The 17,118-nt window shown below is 67.7% G+C and carries 16 protein-coding genes; 10 read left to right on the top strand and 6 right to left on the bottom strand.

Annotated features, from left to right (window positions below):
* Position 1: 1 nt before the first annotated feature.
* Together BLS34_RS02855 and BLS34_RS02850 are read right to left on the bottom strand one after the other, a co-directional pair.
* A complete protein-coding gene (locus BLS34_RS02855) occupies positions 2-1,774 on the bottom strand; it encodes a putative bifunctional diguanylate cyclase/phosphodiesterase (RefSeq protein WP_093147993.1) in 1,773 nt (590 codons plus the stop codon).
* Positions 1,775-1,884: 110 nt separating this feature from the next.
* Positions 1,885-2,790, bottom strand: coding sequence for a DMT family transporter (locus BLS34_RS02850; RefSeq protein WP_093147992.1), 906 nt, complete (start codon positions 2,788-2,790; stop codon positions 1,885-1,887).
* Between the two features lie 175 nt (positions 2,791-2,965).
* Here BLS34_RS02850 and BLS34_RS02845 point away from each other — a divergent pair, with 175 nt between their 5' ends.
* Positions 2,966-4,258: an aspartate aminotransferase family protein gene (locus BLS34_RS02845; protein ID WP_215906023.1), complete on the top strand. Its 1,293-nt coding sequence runs from the start codon at positions 2,966-2,968 to the stop codon at positions 4,256-4,258.
* Positions 4,259-4,347: 89 nt separating this feature from the next.
* Positions 4,348-5,451, top strand: a complete 1,104-nt coding sequence (locus BLS34_RS02840) for a metal-dependent hydrolase (RefSeq protein WP_175474076.1) — start codon at positions 4,348-4,350, stop codon at positions 5,449-5,451.
* Here the strand turns inward: BLS34_RS02840 and BLS34_RS02835 are convergent.
* On the bottom strand, positions 5,399-5,716 hold the full coding sequence (locus BLS34_RS02835; protein ID WP_028794664.1) for an NIPSNAP family protein: 318 nt from the start codon (positions 5,714-5,716) through the stop codon (positions 5,399-5,401). The genes BLS34_RS02840 and BLS34_RS02835 overlap by 53 nt on opposite strands.
* 263 nt (positions 5,717-5,979) lie before the next feature.
* Between BLS34_RS02835 and BLS34_RS02830 the strand changes: the two genes are divergently transcribed.
* The 4 genes from BLS34_RS02830 (at position 5,980) to hpxZ (ending at position 8,814) form a co-directional block, all read left to right on the top strand.
* Complete coding sequence (locus BLS34_RS02830) at positions 5,980-6,657, top strand: glutathione S-transferase family protein (RefSeq protein WP_093147986.1); 678 nt, start codon at positions 5,980-5,982, stop codon at positions 6,655-6,657.
* Between the two features lie 60 nt (positions 6,658-6,717).
* The gene (locus BLS34_RS02825; RefSeq protein WP_093147984.1) at positions 6,718-7,119 is read left to right on the top strand and encodes a GFA family protein; all 402 of its coding nucleotides are present in this window, start codon (positions 6,718-6,720) and stop codon (positions 7,117-7,119) included.
* Between the two features lie 109 nt (positions 7,120-7,228).
* A complete protein-coding gene (locus tag BLS34_RS02820; RefSeq protein WP_093147981.1) occupies positions 7,229-8,401 on the top strand; it encodes an amidase in 1,173 nt (390 codons plus the stop codon).
* Positions 8,398-8,814 carry an oxalurate catabolism protein HpxZ gene (gene hpxZ / locus BLS34_RS02815; protein WP_093147980.1) on the top strand — a complete coding sequence of 139 codons (417 nt, stop codon included), beginning with the start codon at positions 8,398-8,400 and terminating at the stop codon, positions 8,812-8,814. The genes BLS34_RS02820 and hpxZ overlap by 4 nt, the downstream gene beginning before the upstream one ends.
* Before the next feature lie 111 nt (positions 8,815-8,925).
* On the opposite strand, the gene BLS34_RS02810 is transcribed toward hpxZ, so the two are convergent.
* A complete protein-coding gene (locus tag BLS34_RS02810; RefSeq protein ID WP_093147977.1) occupies positions 8,926-10,011 on the bottom strand; it encodes a mandelate racemase/muconate lactonizing enzyme family protein in 1,086 nt (361 codons plus the stop codon).
* 121 nt (positions 10,012-10,132) lie between these two features.
* Here BLS34_RS02810 and BLS34_RS02805 point away from each other — a divergent pair, with 121 nt between their 5' ends.
* Positions 10,133-10,834, top strand: a complete 702-nt coding sequence (locus BLS34_RS02805; RefSeq protein WP_093147975.1) for an alpha/beta fold hydrolase — start codon at positions 10,133-10,135, stop codon at positions 10,832-10,834.
* 152 nt (positions 10,835-10,986) lie between these two features.
* A complete protein-coding gene (locus tag BLS34_RS02800; protein ID WP_093147974.1) occupies positions 10,987-12,420 on the top strand; it encodes an amidohydrolase in 1,434 nt (477 codons plus the stop codon).
* 27 nt (positions 12,421-12,447) lie between these two features.
* On the opposite strand, the gene BLS34_RS02795 is transcribed toward BLS34_RS02800, so the two are convergent.
* On the bottom strand, positions 12,448-13,353 hold the full coding sequence (locus tag BLS34_RS02795) for a LysR substrate-binding domain-containing protein (protein WP_093147971.1): 906 nt from the start codon (positions 13,351-13,353) through the stop codon (positions 12,448-12,450).
* Between the two features lie 69 nt (positions 13,354-13,422).
* Between BLS34_RS02795 and BLS34_RS02790 the strand changes: the two genes are divergently transcribed.
* The gene (locus tag BLS34_RS02790) at positions 13,423-14,412 is read left to right on the top strand and encodes a DMT family transporter (RefSeq protein ID WP_093147970.1); all 990 of its coding nucleotides are present in this window, start codon (positions 13,423-13,425) and stop codon (positions 14,410-14,412) included.
* An 87-nt stretch (positions 14,413-14,499) separates the two neighbouring features.
* Here the strand turns inward: BLS34_RS02790 and parE are convergent, their stop codons facing one another.
* Positions 14,500-16,512, bottom strand: coding sequence for a DNA topoisomerase IV subunit B (gene parE / locus BLS34_RS02785; RefSeq protein ID WP_093147968.1), 2,013 nt, complete (start codon positions 16,510-16,512; stop codon positions 14,500-14,502).
* 105 nt (positions 16,513-16,617) lie between these two features.
* Between parE and BLS34_RS02780 the strand changes: the two genes are divergently transcribed.
* On the top strand, positions 16,618-17,022 hold the full coding sequence (locus BLS34_RS02780) for an acyl-CoA thioesterase (protein WP_028794673.1): 405 nt from the start codon (positions 16,618-16,620) through the stop codon (positions 17,020-17,022).
* The last annotated feature ends 96 nt before the right edge of the window (positions 17,023-17,118 follow it).

Below are 17,118 nucleotides of genomic sequence, written 5' to 3'. Positions count from 1 at the left end.
TCTATTTCCGCGGCCTGCTGGGGTCGTTCAGAACCGCGATCGCCGGCGCGGGCCGGGCATAGAGAAAGCCCTGGGCGAACCGCACGCCCATCTGCTGCAGGAAGGCGGCCTGCCCTTCCGTTTCCACCCCTTCGACCACGATCGTGCGGCCGAGGTCCTGGACCAGGGTGACGAGGGTTTTCAGCAGCCGGCGGTCGCTCTCGCGATCCTCGATCCGGCGCAGGAACTGCCGGTCGATCTTCAGAATGTCCACCGGCAGGTCGACCAGGGCCGCCAGCGAGGAATAGCCGGTCCCGAAATCGTCCATGGCGATGGTCACGCCCTGTTCCCGGATCCGGTCAATGGTGGCGCGGATGGCGTCGCTGCCCCGGGCCATGTCGCGTTCGGTCAGTTCCAGTTCCAGGGCCGAGGCTGGCACGCCGGTCTCTTCCAGCAGGCGGGCGATCACCTCGTCGAAATTCTGGCTGCTGAGATCCTGGGCGGAGATGTTGACGGCAAGCGGGGCGGTGCGGGACCAGTCGCTGTCGGCCAGCGAGCGCAGGGTCTGGGACAGCATGTGCCGGTTCAGCGCGGTCACCAGCCCGGCCTGTTCGGCGAGCGGAATGAATTCGCCCGGCGAGATCATCGATCCGTCGGGCTGGGTCCAGCGGGCAAGCGCCTCCGCACCGACCCAACTGCCGTCGGTGATGTCCACCTTCGGCTGCAGATAGACGCTGAATTCCCGGTCTTCGATCGCCCGGTTGATGTTGTGCACCAGGCGGGTGCGCCGGCTCATTTCGTTGATGATGCTGGGCATGTAGGCGTGCATGCGCGGCAGACCCGGCTTCGGGGTCGTCGACTTGACCTCCATCAGGGCCGCGGCGGCCCGATGCATCGCCTGTCGGGGATCGGCGGCCTGGTCGGGCAGGGATACCGTACCGGCGCAGACGTCAACCACCACGGCGATGTCCTGGATCTCGATCGGCTCGGCCACCACGGACACCAGCTTGGCCTGCAGGCTCTCGCTCTCCTCGATCGGCATGACCACGTGGAAGGTATTGCCGAAGCCGCGTCCGATGAGCACCGCCGTGCCGAACACCCGCTTCAGACGCTGTGAGAAGGCGACGACGAGCTGTTCGAACTCCTCGATGCCGAAACAGGCGGTGAGCTGGCTGGTGTTGTTCAGCGAGATATGCACGAACAGCATCGGCGGCGGGATCGGGGCGGCGAAGTAGGATTCCAGATAGCTCAGGATGCCGTGCCGGTTCGGCAGCTTGGTGGCGTCGTCGTGGAAGGCGAGGAAGCGGATCTGATCCTCGCGCGCCCGTTCGTGGGTCATGTCGCGGATGGTGGCGACGAACCGGCGAGGCTCGTCGACGGAGCGCGGGATCTCGGACAGCGTGATCGAAACCGGGAACTGCCGCCCGTTCGCGTGCAGCGCCGCCAGGGTGCGGGGAAGCCCGAATGAGGGTTTGGAATGCGGACGGGAATCTCGAAGATAATGGTCGTGATTGATCGCCACCGATTCCGGCATGAGCTTATTCACCGAATGGTGGACCAGCTCGAAGCTTGGGCGGCCGAACATTTTGCAGGTCGCGTCGTTGACCGTCTCGATGATTCCGCGTTCGTCGACCACGACGATCGCGTCGTTGACGGCGTTAAAGACGGTGGACAACTGGCGGCGCTGCGCCTCGATCGTCTCCAGCGCCCGCGACAGCTTGTCCTCGACAGCGGAAAGCCGCGTGGGACGCTGTGGTCCCCCGTTGCCCTTGCTGCCTTCAGACGTCATGCGCATTCCTGAACCATCCTCGGGCACCGCATCCCACAATCCGCTTCGCCCCCCGCGATGCCGAAAAGAGCACGGGTCTCGTTAATGGACTGTGAAGACGGGGGCTTTAATCCGGGTTAACGACCCAGGACCAGAAGGACGATGCCGGCGACCACAAGGACGATCCCGACGATTTCGGCGCGGTTGGTGGTTTCGCGGAAGATGAAGACCGAGGCGATGAAGGTGAAGACCAGTTCGATCTGGCCGAGTGCGCGCACATAGGCAGCGTTTTGCAGGGTGAAAGCGGTGAACCAGCCGATCGATCCGAGCACGCCGCAGACGCCCACCGCCAGCGACCATTTCCAATGAACCAGAACGTCCACCAGGGTGCGGCGTTCGTAGATCGCCAGATAGACGCCCATGATCACCGTCTGCATCACCACCGACACCGCCAGGGTGAAGGCGGCGGCCATGACGAAGCCGTCGTAATCGAGGGTCAGCGCGGCCTTGCGGAAGAACACCACGGACGAGCCGAGCAGGGCACCGCAGAGCAGGCCGATCAGGGTCGGCTTCTCGATCAGCCCGGTGAACAGCCGGCCGACGGAGACCTTGGTCTGGCCGACCGACAGGGCCATCACCCCGACCGCCGACACGACGATGGCGATCAGCGGCACCAGGCCGAGTTCGTCGCCGATGACCAGCCAGCCCAGCAGGGCGACCTGCACCGTCTCGGTCTTGGAGTAGGTGGTGCCGACGGCGAAGTTCCGGAACTGGAACAGCCAGAGCAGGACGGCGGTGAACAGGATCTGCGAGATCCCGCCGAGCAGGCAGTAGATCAGGAACTCCGCATGCACGGTCGGCCAGGGATAGCCGCCGATCTCATGCACCGCCCCCGCATAGATCAGCGCGAAGGGCATGGCGTAGAGGAAGCGGACATAGGACGCGCCGAGGGTCGTCAGCCGGCCCTTGAGGTGCTTCTGCAACACCGAGCGGGCGTTCTGCATGAACGCCGCGAAGATCGTGATCGGTATCCAGAGTTCCATCGACGCGCATCTCCCCCTCCGCGGGTCTGCCGCCGCGGTCCGTCAGCATGGGCGCGGCGCGACGCGTAAGTCCATCGCCTGACGCTGCGAGCAAAGGCGGTTTGCGGGTATGCAGCGAGCCTGTGTTGGGAGAATGATACGTCAAACCCAGTAGGTCAGACGGATGGAGGCGGCGATGAGCGGCGTGACGAAGAGTCAGGCGGAAAAGGATCTCATGGAGCGGGCGCGGGCGGTGCTGCCGGCCGGCGGTTTCGGCAATTTCACGCCGGACATCGTGATCGCGCGCGGCGAGGGCTCCCGGGTCTGGGATGTCAGCGGCAACGAGTATGTGGACTATCTTCTGGGCTCCGGCCCGATGGTGATCGGCCACGCCCATCCCGAGGTGATCGAGGCGGTGACGGCGCAACTTCCGCTGGGCAGCACGTTCTTCGCCGACAGCGAGCCGGGCATCGTGCTGGCCGAGGAGATCTGCCGGGCGGTTCCCTGCGCCGACAAGGTGCGTTTCGTCAGCTCCGGCTCGGAAGCCGACATGTACGCCATGCGGCTCGCCCGTGCCCATTCCAAGCGCGAGAAGATCCTGAAGTTCGAGGGCGGCTACCACGGCATGAGCGATTTCGGGCTGATGAGCCTGGCGCCGAAGACGCTCGCCAACTTCCCCCAGGCGGTGCCCGACAGCGCCGGCATCCCCAAGGGCGTGCGCGACGACGTGATCGTCGCCCCGTATAACGACACCGACCTGGCGGTGCAGATGATCGCCGAATACGCCTCCGAGCTGGGCGGGGTGATCGTCGAGCCGTTCCAGCGCCTGCTGCCGCCGAAGCCGGGCTTCCTGGAGGCACTGCGCGAGGCGACCAGGAAGCACAACGTGCCGCTGATCTTCGACGAGGTGGTGACCGGCTTCCGCTTCGCCTTCGGCGGCGCTCAGGAGTATTACGGGATCACCCCGGACCTCTGCACCCTGGGCAAGGTGATCGGCGGCGGCTATCCGCTCGCGGCGATCGCCGGCAACGACGAGATCATGGCCCATTTCGACAAGAGCCAGGTGGGCGAGGAGGGCTTCACCTTCCAGATCGGCACGCTCAGCGGCAATCCGGTCGCCTCGGTGGCGGGGCTGAAGACCATGGAGATCCTGAAGCGCGACGACGCCTATACCAAGATGTTCGCCACCGGCCGCACCATCATGGCCGCCCTGGAGGAGCATCTGGGTCGGGCGGGGATCGCCGCCAAGGTGGTGGGCGTGCCGCCGCTGTTCGACGTGGTCTTCACCGACCGCGACGTGCACGACTATCGCGGCATGTTCGCCGGCAATGCCGCCATGGCGAAGCGGTTCAACGGGATCATGCGCGAGTGCGGAATCCTGAAGCCGGACAGCAAGTACTATATCGGCCTGTGTCACACCGAGGCCGACGTGGCCCTGACCATCGACGCCATCGCCACCGCCGCCGAGGGGCTGCGCAAGGCGGCGTGAGGCTGCGGCGGATGGTCAGGTAACGCTGGCTATCCGCCCGCCGCGGCCCATATCGTCCCGATTGCGAGTGAACCGACCGGGGCAGGGACGTGGATTCAGTAACTCAGATGGTGCTTGGCGCCGGCGTCGCTGCCGCCGTCATCGGCCCCCATGCCGGCGCCCGCAAGGCCGCCATCATCGGCGCGGTGCTGGGCACGGTCCCGGATCTCGACGTGTTCATTCCGCTGGGCGATCCGGTGACGGATTTCGTCCAGCATCGCGGCCCCTCCCATTCGCTGATCGTCCAGGCACTGGTCACCCCGATCTTTGCCGAGCCGCTGGTCCGGGTGATGCGCGGTCTGCGCGAGCATCGGGGTGCCACGTATCTTGCGGTCTATCTGTGTCTGGCGACCCACGCGCTGCTCGATGCGATGACGATCTACGGCACGCGGATCTTCTGGCCGGTGATGCCCGAGCCCCTGGGGCTGGGCTCCATGTTCATCATCGACCCGCTCTACACGATCCCGCTGATCGTCGCCTTCGTCTGGGCGCTGTGCGTGCGGTCCTGGACGCCGCGGATCGCCCGGGTGGTCAGCGTCGCGCTGATCGTCTCCACCGCCTATCTCGGCTGGAGCGCCATCGCCCAGCAGGTGTCGGAGAAGCGCGGCGATCTGGTGCTGGCCGATCTCGGCATCGAGCCGGATCGCACCTGGGCGACGCCGATGCCGTTCAACACCCTGTTCTGGCGGGTGATCGCCATCGACGGCGACCGCTATCTCAACCTTTATATCCCGCTGCTCGGCACCCAGGAGTCGGTGACCGCCTACGCTCATCCGCGCGGCGAGACCCTCCTGTCCTGTATCGAGGATCTGCCGAAGGCGGCGGAGCTGGCGGCCTTCTCCAAGGGCTTCTTCAAGGTCTGGGAGGCCGACGGCCGGATTCTGGTGTCCGACCTGCGCATGGGTGTCACTCCGAACTATGTCTTCCAGTTCGCGGTGGCCGAGCGCGACGGGGACGCATTGTCGGAGATCGTTCCGGTACGTCTGTCGACGGAACGCGGTGCCGCCGACCGGGACATCGACTGGCTGTGGACCGGAATCCTCGGCGAGCGTGCGGTGCGCCCGGCCGAGGAGGACGATCTCTACACCGGGGAGAGCGCGGTCAGGGTCGCGGGCCCCATGGCGCCCCGACCATCAGCTTGTTCTCCTGGCTGATCAGGTTCGGCCGCAGCTTGGCGGCGAAAGCCATGAACTTCTCGTTGGCATAGACCGCCGCCCAATGGGCCCGGCGGTCGGCGTCGTCGGTGTACTTCCAGACATGGATGAGCTCGTTCATGCCGCCGACATCGCCGACGAAATAGCCGACCAGCTTGTCCTTATGCGGGTCGAGCGCCGGCCAGCCCTCGGTCTCGTAGAGTTTCAGGACCTCCTGCAGTTTGCCGACGACGATCTTGTAGGTGCGCAGCTCGTACAGATCCATGACCCGGTTCCTCCCGTTTGGTTATGCAGGCGATCGTGGCCGAGGGGGACGGGCGGCGGCAAGAGAGCGGCTGGGTGAGCGGCCGGCGCCCCATCACGATCCTGTGTTTCAAGGGCTTCATTCGTTCCGCGTCGTGGCAGATGACTGGCCGACGGCGCCCGTTGCGGTAGTGTTCGCCGCGCCGGCACACTCGCGCCGGTCCAGTCATTCACAGGCACGCGCGACCGCCGGGGGCGGAGCCGCGTGTCCAGCGGAGGCAACGCATGCTCAAGTTCTATTACAGCCTGGCCCCGAACCCGATGAAGGTGGCGCTGTTCCTGGAGGATTCCGGCCTCGACTACGAGGCGATCCCGGTGGACACCCGCAAGGGCCAGCAGCACCTGCCGGAATTCAAGGCGCTGAACCCGAACGCCAAGGTGCCGGTCATCGTCGACGGCGACGTCACCGTGTTCGACAGCAACGGCATCCTGCTCTATCTGGCCGAGAAGACCGGCAAGTTCCTGCCGCCAGCCGGCGACAAGAACCGCGGCGAGCTGATCTCCTGGCTGATGTTCGTCGCCACCGGCCTCGGCCCGTATTCGGGGCAGAAGGTGCATTTCGGCAACCACGCGCCGGAGAAGATCGAGTACGCGATCAAGCGCTACGACTTCGAGGCGAACCGGCACTACGGCATCCTGAACGACCACCTCGAGGGCAAGGAGTGGATGGTCGGCGACACCTACACCATCGTCGACATGGCCCTGTGGGGCTGGGGCCGCATGGCCAAGTTCGTGCTCGGAGAGGAAGCGGCGGCCAAGTATCCGAACGTGACCGGCCTGGTCGCGCGGATCAGCGCCACCGATGCGGCCAAGCGGGCCGAGGCGATCAAGGAACGCCACGCCTTCAAGACCGAGATGGACGACGAGAGCTTCCGCTCGATGTTCCCGGGCACCCACCGCTAGACTATCGGGGAGGGGAGGTCGGCACCCGGCCTCCCTGACCGGACGGCAGAGGAGGATGCCATGGCGAAAGCCCGCTGCGCCTGCGGCGAGATCGTTCTGACCATCACCGGCGCGCCCAGCGCCACGGTGATGTGCCACTGCAAGGACTGCCAGCGCCGCACCGGCGCGCCGTTCGGCGTCGGCAATTACTACACGCCCGATCAGGTCGAGATCGCCGGCAACCCGAAGGCCTACGAACGCGGAACCGACAGCGGCAACCGGTTGCGGAACTTCTTCTGCCCGTCCTGCGGCACGACGGTGTACTGGCTGGCCGGCCCCGATCTCGACCGGCTGGGCATCGCCACCGGCTGCTTCGACGAGCCGGACGGCGCGCTGCCCAACCGGTCGGTCTATGAGGAGGGCCGGCACGCCTGGGTCGATACGTCCGTGATCACACAGCGGTTCCCGCGTGCTCGTCAGTAGACGGGAAAATATATGCTTTTCTTCAATCGGTTGAAGAGCATTTTTACAGTCCCGCTTGAATCTCCAATCCGGTACTTTTGAGCGATTTTCCAGCCTGGAGGGGAGTGGCATGACAGACAGCATCGGCGCCTTCGTGCCCGGCACGGATATCCGCGTGGAAGGGGCGGCCGAGGGTCCACTCACGGGCCTGACCTTCGCCGCCAAGGATCTGTTCGACGTGGCGGGATATCCGACCGGCGGCGGCAACCACGACTGGCCGACCGGACGCGCCGTCCCCACCCGCAACGCCTGGGCGGTGCAGCGGCTGCTCGACGGAGGCGCCACCCTGGTCGGAAAGACCGTCACCGACGAGGTCTCGCTCGGCATCCTGGGCGAGAGCGCCTTCGACGGTACGCCGGTCAACGTCAACGCCCCGGGCCGGGTGCCGGGTGGCTCATCCTCCGGCTCCGCCGCCGCAGTGGCCGCCGGGCTCTGCGATACCGCACTCGGCACCGATACCGGCGGCTCGGTCCGCGTGCCGTCCAGCTTCTGCGGGCTCTACGGCATCCGGCCCACCCATGGCCGCCTGCCGGTCGACGGCATGATGACCCAGGCGCCGACCTCCGACACCACCGGCTGGTTCGCCCGCGACGCCGCCACCTTCGCCAAGGTCTCCGCCCATCTGCTGGACGAGGCCATCCCGACGGACCTGCCGACCCGGCTGCTGGTCACCACCGACACCTTCGCCTTTGCCGAAGACGCGGTCGCCGAAGCCCTGGCGCCGCTGGTCGATCGGCTGGCCGAACTGATCGGCGCCCGCGAGGACGTGCTGCTCGCGCCCCAGGGCCTGTCGGTCTGGGCCCGCGCCCAGCGCACGATCCAGCCGCGCGAGGCCTATGAGACCTTCAAGCCCTGGATCGACACCAACCCCCGCATGGCCTTCGGCGTTGCCCGCGGGCTGATGCAGGGCGCCGCGGTGACCGAGACCGAGCTCGGCTGGGCCAACCAGATGCGCCGGGAGGCGCGGGGACGGCTGAAATCCCTGCTGCCCGCCGGCACGATCCTGTGCCTGCCGACCACGCCGTTTCCGGCCCCGCCCACCGGCCTCTCTATCTCCCAGCAGACGCCGCTGCGCGAGCTGATCACCTGCCTCTGCGCGTTCGGCGGGTTGGCGGGACGGCCGCAGGTGTCTATTCCAGGGGCAACGGTGGACGGCCTGCCCATCGGCCTGTCGATCGTCGGCGGCCCCGGCACCGACGCCGCCCTGATCGCCGTCGCCCGAGCCTTGGAGAGTCATCGATGACCGACGCCCCCCAGCCCGACCGCCGCGTGAACCTCCCCGAGGTCGTGGCCGAGATCACCGACATCTTCGAGCGCTACGAGGCGGCCCTGGCGACCAAGGACGTGGACGTGCTGGACAACACGTTCTGGAACTCGCCGCACACCATTCGCTACGCCATGCACGAGAACGGCTACGGTTTCGACGAGATCCACGCCCACCGGGTGCGCCGCCCGGCCGGGATCAACATCAAGCAGGAACGGCTGAAGCTGGTCATCACCACCATCGGCACGGACTTCGCCACCACCAACCTCGAATTCCGCATGCCGAACGGCCGCACCGGCCGGCAGAGCCAGACCTTCGTGAAGTTCCCGGACGTCGGCTGGAAGGTCGTCGCCGCCCATGTCTCCACCCAGGAGGACAAGTCGCTCTGGTAAGTCTGTAGCCAAGAGCATCGCCAGCCCGCTCCCCCACCCGGCCACCCATCAGGATACTTACGTGGGTGGCCGGGTGGGGGAGCGGGCTGGACCGACTTCAAGTCAACAAATTCAGCTAACCCGATATTCCTCCAGCGCGTCGAAATTCAGGGTCACGCCGTGTCCCGGCCGTTCCGGGGCGACGGCGCGGCCCTTTTCGATGAGCAGCGGGTTCTCCATGAACCGCTCCAGCCCGAAGCCGTGTCTCTCCAGATAGGAGGCGTTGGGCACGGCGGCCATCAGGTGCACATGCAGATCGTGCACCCCGTGGGAGGTGACCGGCAGATGCGCCGCCTCGGCCATGCGGGCGGCCTTCATCCAGGCGGTGATGCCGCCCAGGCAGGCCAGGTCCGGCTCGACGTAGTGCACCCCGCCGGCGGCGATGAGCTGGGAGAATTCCTGCAGGTTGTGGAAATTCTCCCCGGCGGCGACCGGCGTGCCGATCCGCGCGACCTCGGCGTAGCCGGCGACATCCTCCGGCTCCAGCGGCTCCTCCAGCCACACCAGATCGTACGGCGCCAGCGCCCGGGCCGCGGCGATGGCGCGCGGCCGGTCCCAGCCCATATTGGCGTCGGCCATCAGCGCGAAGCCGTCGCCCAGGTAGTCCCGCATGGCGGCGACCCGCTCCACATCCTCGCTGAGCTTCTTGCGGCCGACCTTCATCTTGATCGCCTCGAACCCGGCATCCAGGTTGCCGCTGGTCTGTTCCAGCAGGGCGTCCAGGGTGAAGAACAGGTCGATGCCGCCGGCATAGACCGGCACGGTGGGATCGGCCCCGCCGAGCAGGCGCCACAAGGGCAGGCCGGCGCGCTTGCCCATGAGGTCCCACAGCGCCACGTCCACCGCCGCCATGGCGAAGGCGGCCGACCCGCCGCGCCCGACCCAGTGCAGGCGCCACCACATCTCCTTCCACAGCGCCTCGATCCGGGTCTCTTCGGCGCCGAGCAGCAGGTCGGGCAGGTCGCGGGTCAGCAGGGAATGCACCGAGCCGCCGCCATAGCCGACCGTATAGGTATAGCCGAGCCCCTCGGCCCCGTCGGTCGTCCCGATCCGGGTGGCGATCAGCTCGAAATGTGTGATCTCCTTATGGGTGGAGTCCGACAGCACCACCGGCAGCGGGATGCGGTAGTGGTCGGATCGGATGCGGTCGATGGCCATTGTCGGTTTCCCCCCGGGATCATTGCTTGTAAGCGTTTGGTCACGCCCTTAGGCCCCGATCATCCGTCCGCGACCCGCCAACCGGCAACCCCGCCCCGGTAACCTCAGTATTGGAGCGCCCGTGCCCGCAGAAGCCCTCGTCCTGATCCCCGGCCTGCTGAACGACGCCGAGCTGTGGGCCAGACAGGTCCCGATGCTCGACGATTTGGTCGACCGCATCGTGATCCCGGACACCACGGCCCATGAGGATATCCGCGACATCGCCGCCCAGGTGCTGGCCGAGACCGAGGGCGAGCTGGCCGTCGCCGGCCTGTCCATGGGCGGCTACGTCGCCCTGGAGATCCTGCGCCAGGCACCGGGGCGTATCGAGCGGCTGGCCCTGCTCGACACCTCGGCCCGCCAGGATTCCGACGACCAGCGCCGCCGGCGCACCGGCCTGATTGAGCTGGCCGACAAGGGGAAGTTCAAGGGCGTGACGCCGCGCCTGCTGCCGATGCTGGTGCACAAGAGCCGGCTGGACGACGAGAGCGTGACCCGGCCGATCTTCGACATGGCCGCGCGCATCGGCAAGGACGGCTTCATCCGGCAGCAGAAGGCGATCCTGAGCCGGGACGACAGCCGGGAGCTCCTGGCCGGCGTGACGGTGCCGACCCTGGTGATGTGCGGACGCGACGACCAGCTCACCCCCGTGGATCTCAGCGAGGAGATGGCGGCGGCGATCCCCCATGCGGATCTGCGCATCGTGGAGACCTGCGGCCACCTGCCGGCCCTGGAGAAGCCGGACGCATGCGGCGAAGCCCTGCGCGACTGGCTGCAGGCCTGATCGGTTCCGCACCCGGGACGGACCCTGTCGATTTCTCCGTCTTTCGGGTGTCTGCCCGGATCGGTATATCCAGAAGGTCCGATCTTTCGACCGGCCCGCCGCAGCCAGCCTGCGGCCCTCGCGCCGGCCGCTCCAACCTGATGGATTCCGTGATGAAGAACGTCGAGCCGATCCTCACCCATATCGACACCCACACGCCGGACCTGATCGAGCTGTCCGACACGGTGTGGGGCATGCCCGAAACCCTCTATGCCGAGTACGAGTCCTGCGCCCAGCACACCGCCGTGCTGAAGGCCAAGGGCTTCACCGTCACCGAGGAGGTCGCCGGCATCCCGACCGCCGTGATGGGCGAGGCGGGCGAGGGCGGTCCGGTGATCGCCATCCTCGGAGAATACGACGCGCTGCCGGGCCTCAGCCAGGTCGCCAACATCGCCGAGCCGAAGCCGCTCACCGCAGGTGGGGCCGGCCATGGCTGCGGCCACAACCTGCTGGGTTCCGCCGCCCTGCTGGCCGCCTGCGCGCTGAAGGACTGGCTGGCCGAGACCGGCACCCCGGGCCGCGTGCGCTATTACGGCTGTCCGGCCGAGGAGGGCGGCGCCGCCAAGGCGTTCATGGTGCGCGATGGTGCGTTCGACGATGTGGACGCCGCCATCACCTGGCATCCGGCGACCCACACCAAGGTCGACGACGCCCAGAGCCTGGCCAACACCCGCATCGACTTCACCTTCACCGGCCGCTCCAGCCATGCCGCCGCCGCTCCGCATCTGGGTCGCAGCGCGCTCGACGCCTGCGAGCTGATGAATGTCGGCATCCAGTACATGCGCGAGCACATGCCGAGCTCGGCGCGTATCCACTACGCCTATCTGGATGCCGGCGGCACCGCGCCGAACGTTGTCCAGGGCCGCGCCAAGATCCGCTACACCGTGCGCGCCACCGATCTGCCGGGGATGATGGCGTTGATCGAGCGGGTCAAGAAGGTGGCCGAGGGTGCCGCGCTGATGACCGAGACGAGCGTGCAGCCGCAGGTGATCTCCGCCGTCTCCAACCTGCTCGGCAACACGCCGCTTGAGGAGGCGCTGCAGGACGTCATGGACGGCCTCGGCGGGGTGGCGTTCGACGATGCCGACCGGAAATACGCCGCCGAGATCCAGGCGACCCTGAGCGAGGGCGACATCCTGGCCAGCGCCCGCCGCTTCGGTGTCGAGCCGCGCGAGAACGAGCCGCTCTGCGACTACGTGGTGCCGCGCGACCTCAAGGGCGACGGCATGATGGGCTCGACCGACGTGGCCGACGTGTCCTGGGCGGTGCCGACGGTGCAGGCCCGGGTCGCGACCCACGCCATCGGCACGCCGGGCCATTCCTGGCAGATCACGGCCCAGGGCAAGGCGCCGGCCGCCCATAAGGGCATGACCTATGCCGGAGCGGCCATGGGCGCGCTGGCCCGCAAGCTGTTCACCGACGAGGTGCTGCTGGCCCGCGCCAAGAAGGACCACCAGGCCCGGCTGACCAAGCAGCCCTATACCTGCCCGATCCCGACCGACGTGCAGCCGCCGCTGCAGCCGCGCCCCTCGGCCGCGGCCGAGTAACTTCGGTATCGGCGGAGGGGCGGTGGCTCAGTCCCGCAGCTCCTCCGCCAGCCAGTTCAGAAGCGCCCGGGTTTCCGGGCGTTTCGCGTTTGCTGGGCCGGTATAGACGGCGATCTCCGCCGGTCGCACGACGCTCGCCCGGCAGGGACGGAGCAGCTTGCCCTCGCTCAGCATCCCGTCCACCGTCCGCCGCCAGCCGAGCGCCATGCCCTGGCCGGCGACGGCGGCCTGGAGCACCAGCGGAAAACTGTCGAAGCTCCGCAGGCGGGACCCGGCCCGCTGTTGGCTGCCGATTGCGGCAAACCAGTCGTCCCACTCCATCCAGGCCTGCGGCGCCACGCTGTGGGCGAGCAGCGGGTACCCGGCCAGGTCCTCCGGGGGAAGCGGCAGGGCGCGGCCGGCGAGGAGCGACGGCGCGCAGACCGGGAAGATCTCGTCGCCGGCGGTGAAGGCGAGCGCGGCCGAACCGGCGGGGCGCGAGGCGGTCTGCAGGGCCACGTCATAGGGCTGGGTCGCTTCGGTCACCGGCTGCAGGGTGGAGACCACCCGCAGGGCGATCTCCGGGTGGCGTTCGTGAAAGCGGGAGAGCCGGGGCATCAGCCAGTAGAACGCCTCGCAGAGCTGGCAGAGCAGGATGGCTTCCCCCGCTTCCGGTCGGCCGCGGATGCGGGTCGCTTCGGCGGCGATGTCGCCCAGGGCGGCGCTGACCGTGCGGCCGAGGCGCCGTCCGTCCTCTGTCAGGAACACCGCTCGGTTGCGCCGTTCGAACAGCGCGGCCCCGAGATCCTGCTCAAGCTGTCGGACCTGTTTGCTGACCGCCGCCTGGGTCAGACCGAGCTCGTCCGCCGCCAGGGTGAAGCTTTCATGGCGCGCGGCGGCCTCGAAGCAGCGCAGGGTGGCGAGCGGCGGCAGATGGCGGGCGATAGAACGCATAACTGTGGGTTTCTAAATATGGTGCCTTAGTCATTTGTGCTAGCTTGCGGCATCGGTTTCAACAACCGCATGGAACAGATCCTTCGTCTATGCCCCGCTGGCCGCCCGACCCTGCGCCCGACCGTCCGCGGTGCGCTGGCGATCCTGGTCGCCGTCTTCCTGCTCTCGCTGTCCGACGCTCTGGTGAAGCTGGCGAGCGATCGACTGGCGCTGGGTCAGCTCTTCCTCCTGCGCTCAGTTCTCGCGGCCGGCCTGATCGCAGGGCTGATCCGCCTTGCCGTACCGCGCCCGGCGCGCCGGTGGCGCTGGGGCCGGGCGGTGTGGCTCCGCAGCCTGTGCCTGACCGGCATGTGGGCGGCGTATTACGCCTCGCTGCCGAGCCTGACCTTCTCCCTGGCGGCGGCGGCTTTCTACACCTCGCCGCTCTGGATGGCGGTGCTGTCGCGGGTGCTGCTGCGCGAACGGGTGAGCCCGAGGCGCCGGGCGGCGGTGGCCGTCGGGTTTGTCGGCGTGCTGTTGGTGCTGCGGCCGGATGCGGGGAATTTGTCGCCCGCCGCCCTGTTGCCCTTGCTGGCGTCCTTCCTCTATGCCCTGGCCGGAGTGATCACCTGGCGCTGGTGCCGGACAGAGGAGCCGCTCGGCATGGCGCTGAACCTGAATTTTTGTCTGGGACTGGCGGGGGCGGGCACCGTGGCGGCGCTTGCTCTGTTGCGGCCGGCGACGGGAGAGCATCCGTACCTGCTCTCGGTCTGGCCGGATCTGCGCCCGGATGACTGGGCGCTGATCGGGTTGCGCGGCCTGTTCATGGCGATCATCGCCAGCGCCGTCGCCAAGGCCTACCAGCTAGCACCCGCGCCTGTGGTCGGCGTGTTCGACAACGGCTACCTGCTGTTCGCGACGGTTTGGGCGGTCGCCTTCTTCGGCGAAGCTCCGAGCGTCACCGCCAGTCTCGGCGTTGCGCTGATCGGCGGGTCGGCGGTGCTGGCGAGCCTGCCGCAGGACCGCGCTGAGAATGCACGCGTAGATCCTGACGTGCGTCAGGATGACGTCGAAAATTGAATGTTGCGCCCCACCCGTCATCCTGATGCAAATCAGGATCGAGCCACTCTCATTGGATGTTCCCTGCCCGTCGGCTATGCGCCGGCCTCAGACATCCACCTCCAGCACGAACTTGGCGTTCGCCTGGATGAAGTCGAAGCGGCGTTCGGCCTTCTTGCCCATCAGGGTCTCGACCATCTCGCGGGTGCGCTCGGTCTCGCTTTCCAGTTCCGGCTCGACCACCAGTTCCGGGCCGCCGCTCGGCGGGATCTTCACCCGCAGGAGCTGGCGGGTGGTCGGGTCCATGGTGGTTTCCTTGAGCTGCTTCGGCGGCATCTCGCCCAGGCCCTTGAAGCGGCTGATCTCGACCTTGCCGCGGGCGTTGAAGTCGGTCTTCATCAGCTCTTCGCGGTGGGCGTCGTCGCGGGCATAGACGGTCTTGCCGCCCTGCACCAACCGGTAGAGCGGCGGCATGGCGAGGTACAGGTGGCCGTCGGCGATCAGCCGCGGCATCTCGCGGTAGAAGAACGTCATCAGCAGCGAGGCGATGTGGGCACCGTCCACGTCGGCGTCGGTCATGATGATGACCTTCTCGTAGCGCAGCGCGTCCTGCTTGTAGGACGAGCCGGAACCGCAGCCGAGTGCGAGCAGCAGGTCGCTGAGTTCCTGGTTGGCCCGCAGCTTCTCAACCGAGGCGCTGGCCACGTTCAGGATCTTGCCGCGCAGGGGCAGTACCGCCTGGGTCGCCCGGTTGCGGGCCTGCTTGGCGGAGCCGCCGGCGCTGTCGCCCTCGACCAGGAAGATCTCGGTGCCCTCGTTGTCGGAGCGCGAGCAGTCGGCCAGCTTGCCGGGCAGGCGCAGCTTGCGGGTGGCGGTCTTGCGGCTGACCTCCTTCTGCTGGCGGCGGCGCAGCCGGTCCTCGGCGCGCTCGATCAGGTGTTCCAGCAGCCGGTTGGCGGTTTCCGGATCGCCGGAGAGCCAGTGGTCGAAATGGTCCTTCACCGCCTGATCCACCAGCTTGGTGGCGTGCGGGCTGGCCAGCTTGTCCTTGGTCTGGCCCTGGAAGGACGGCTCGCGGATGAACACGCTGAGCATGACGCAGGCGCCGGCCATGATGTCTTCGGCGGTGATCTGCGCCGCCTTCTTGTTGTTCACCAGCTCGCCATAGGCCTTGATGCCGCGCGCCAGGGCGGTGCGCAGGCCGGCCTCGTGGGTGCCGCCCATCGGCGTGGGGATGGTGTTGCAATAGGCGTGCAGGAACCCGTCGTCCTGGTCGTCCGGCCAGGTGACCGCCCATTCCACGCGGCCCTGTTCGCCGGGCGATTCCACGTCGCCGGTGAAGGGCTGGGTCGCCACGGTGCGGCGGCCCTCCATGGCGCTGGCCAGGAAGTCGGCGAGGCCGCCGGGATAGTGCAGGGTGGCTTCCGCCGGCGTGGTGTCGCCCTCGCGCAGCATGTCGGGATCGCATTTCCAGCGGATCTCGACGCCCTTGAAGAGATAGGCCTTGGAGCGCGCCATGCGGAACAGGGTCGCCGGGCGGAACTTCAGCGCCGTGCCGAAGATCTCCGCGTCGGGATGGAAGCGCACGGTCGTGCCGCGCCGGTTCGGGGCGGCGCCGATCGTCTGCAGCTTGCCCTGGGGCAGGCCGCGCGAGAAATGCTGGGCGTAGAGCCGCTTGTCGCGGGCGACCTCTACCTCCAGACGGTCGGACAGGGCGTTGACCACCGAGATGCCGACGCCGTGCAGGCCGCCGGCCGTGGCGTAGACCTTGTCGGAGAACTTGCCACCGGCATGCAGGGTGGTGAGAATCACCTCCAGCGCCGACTTGTCCGGGAAGCGCGGATGCGGGTCGACCGGAATGCCGCGGCCGTTGTCGCGGATGGTGACGGTCTGGTCGGCGGAGAGCTCGATCTCGATCCGCGAGGCGAAGCCGGCCACGGCCTCGTCCATGGAGTTGTCCAGCACCTCGGCGACCAGATGGTGCAGGGCGCGCTCGTCCGTGCCGCCGATATACATGCCGGGGCGCCGGCGTACCGGCTCCAGCCCCTCCAGGACCTCGATGTCCTTGGCGGAGTAGCCCGAAGTGTCGGCCGCGGCGTTGCTTGCGAACAGGTCTGACATGGGATCCGACAGTGCGAGTTGGACGAGGACGCGTTAGTCTATCGTGTAGCCGCCCACAGGGCGAGCGCAAGATATAGTGCGGTTCACACCGTGAGGGGAAGCCTGATGGAAACCGAAACGGGCCGCCAGCCGCGCGGCGAGATGCAGATCCGTACCATTGCCATGCCGGCCGACACAAACCCGAACGGCGACATCTTCGGCGGCTGGGTGCTGAGCCAGATGGACATCGCCGGCGGACTGGCGGCCGCGCACCGGGCGCATGGCCGGGTGGCGACCGTCGGCATCGAGGCGATGACCTTCATCCGGCCGGTCGGCGTCGGCGACGTGCTGTGCTGCTACGGCGATATCGAGAAGGTCGGCCGGACCTCCATCACCGTGGCGATCGAGGCCTGGAAGATCCGCTGGTTTCAGGAACGCGAGGAGCGGCTGCTGGTGACCGAGGGGCGCTTCACCTACGTGGCGATCGACGACACCGGCAAGAAGCGTCCGCTCGACCGAGCCGCCGGGTGACCGGCGGAACCACAGGGGACGCCGCGCGTTGTCGTGACACCGGGCGCCGGGACAAGGGGGCGGCTGGTCACCAGACACACATGATCCCACGGCCCG

Source organism: Thalassobaculum litoreum DSM 18839 (genome assembly GCF_900102465.1).
Classification (GTDB): domain Bacteria; phylum Pseudomonadota; class Alphaproteobacteria; order Thalassobaculales; family Thalassobaculaceae; genus Thalassobaculum; species Thalassobaculum litoreum.
Note: the sequence above shows the minus strand (reverse complement) of the source record. Positions and strands in the feature narration are given on the sequence as shown.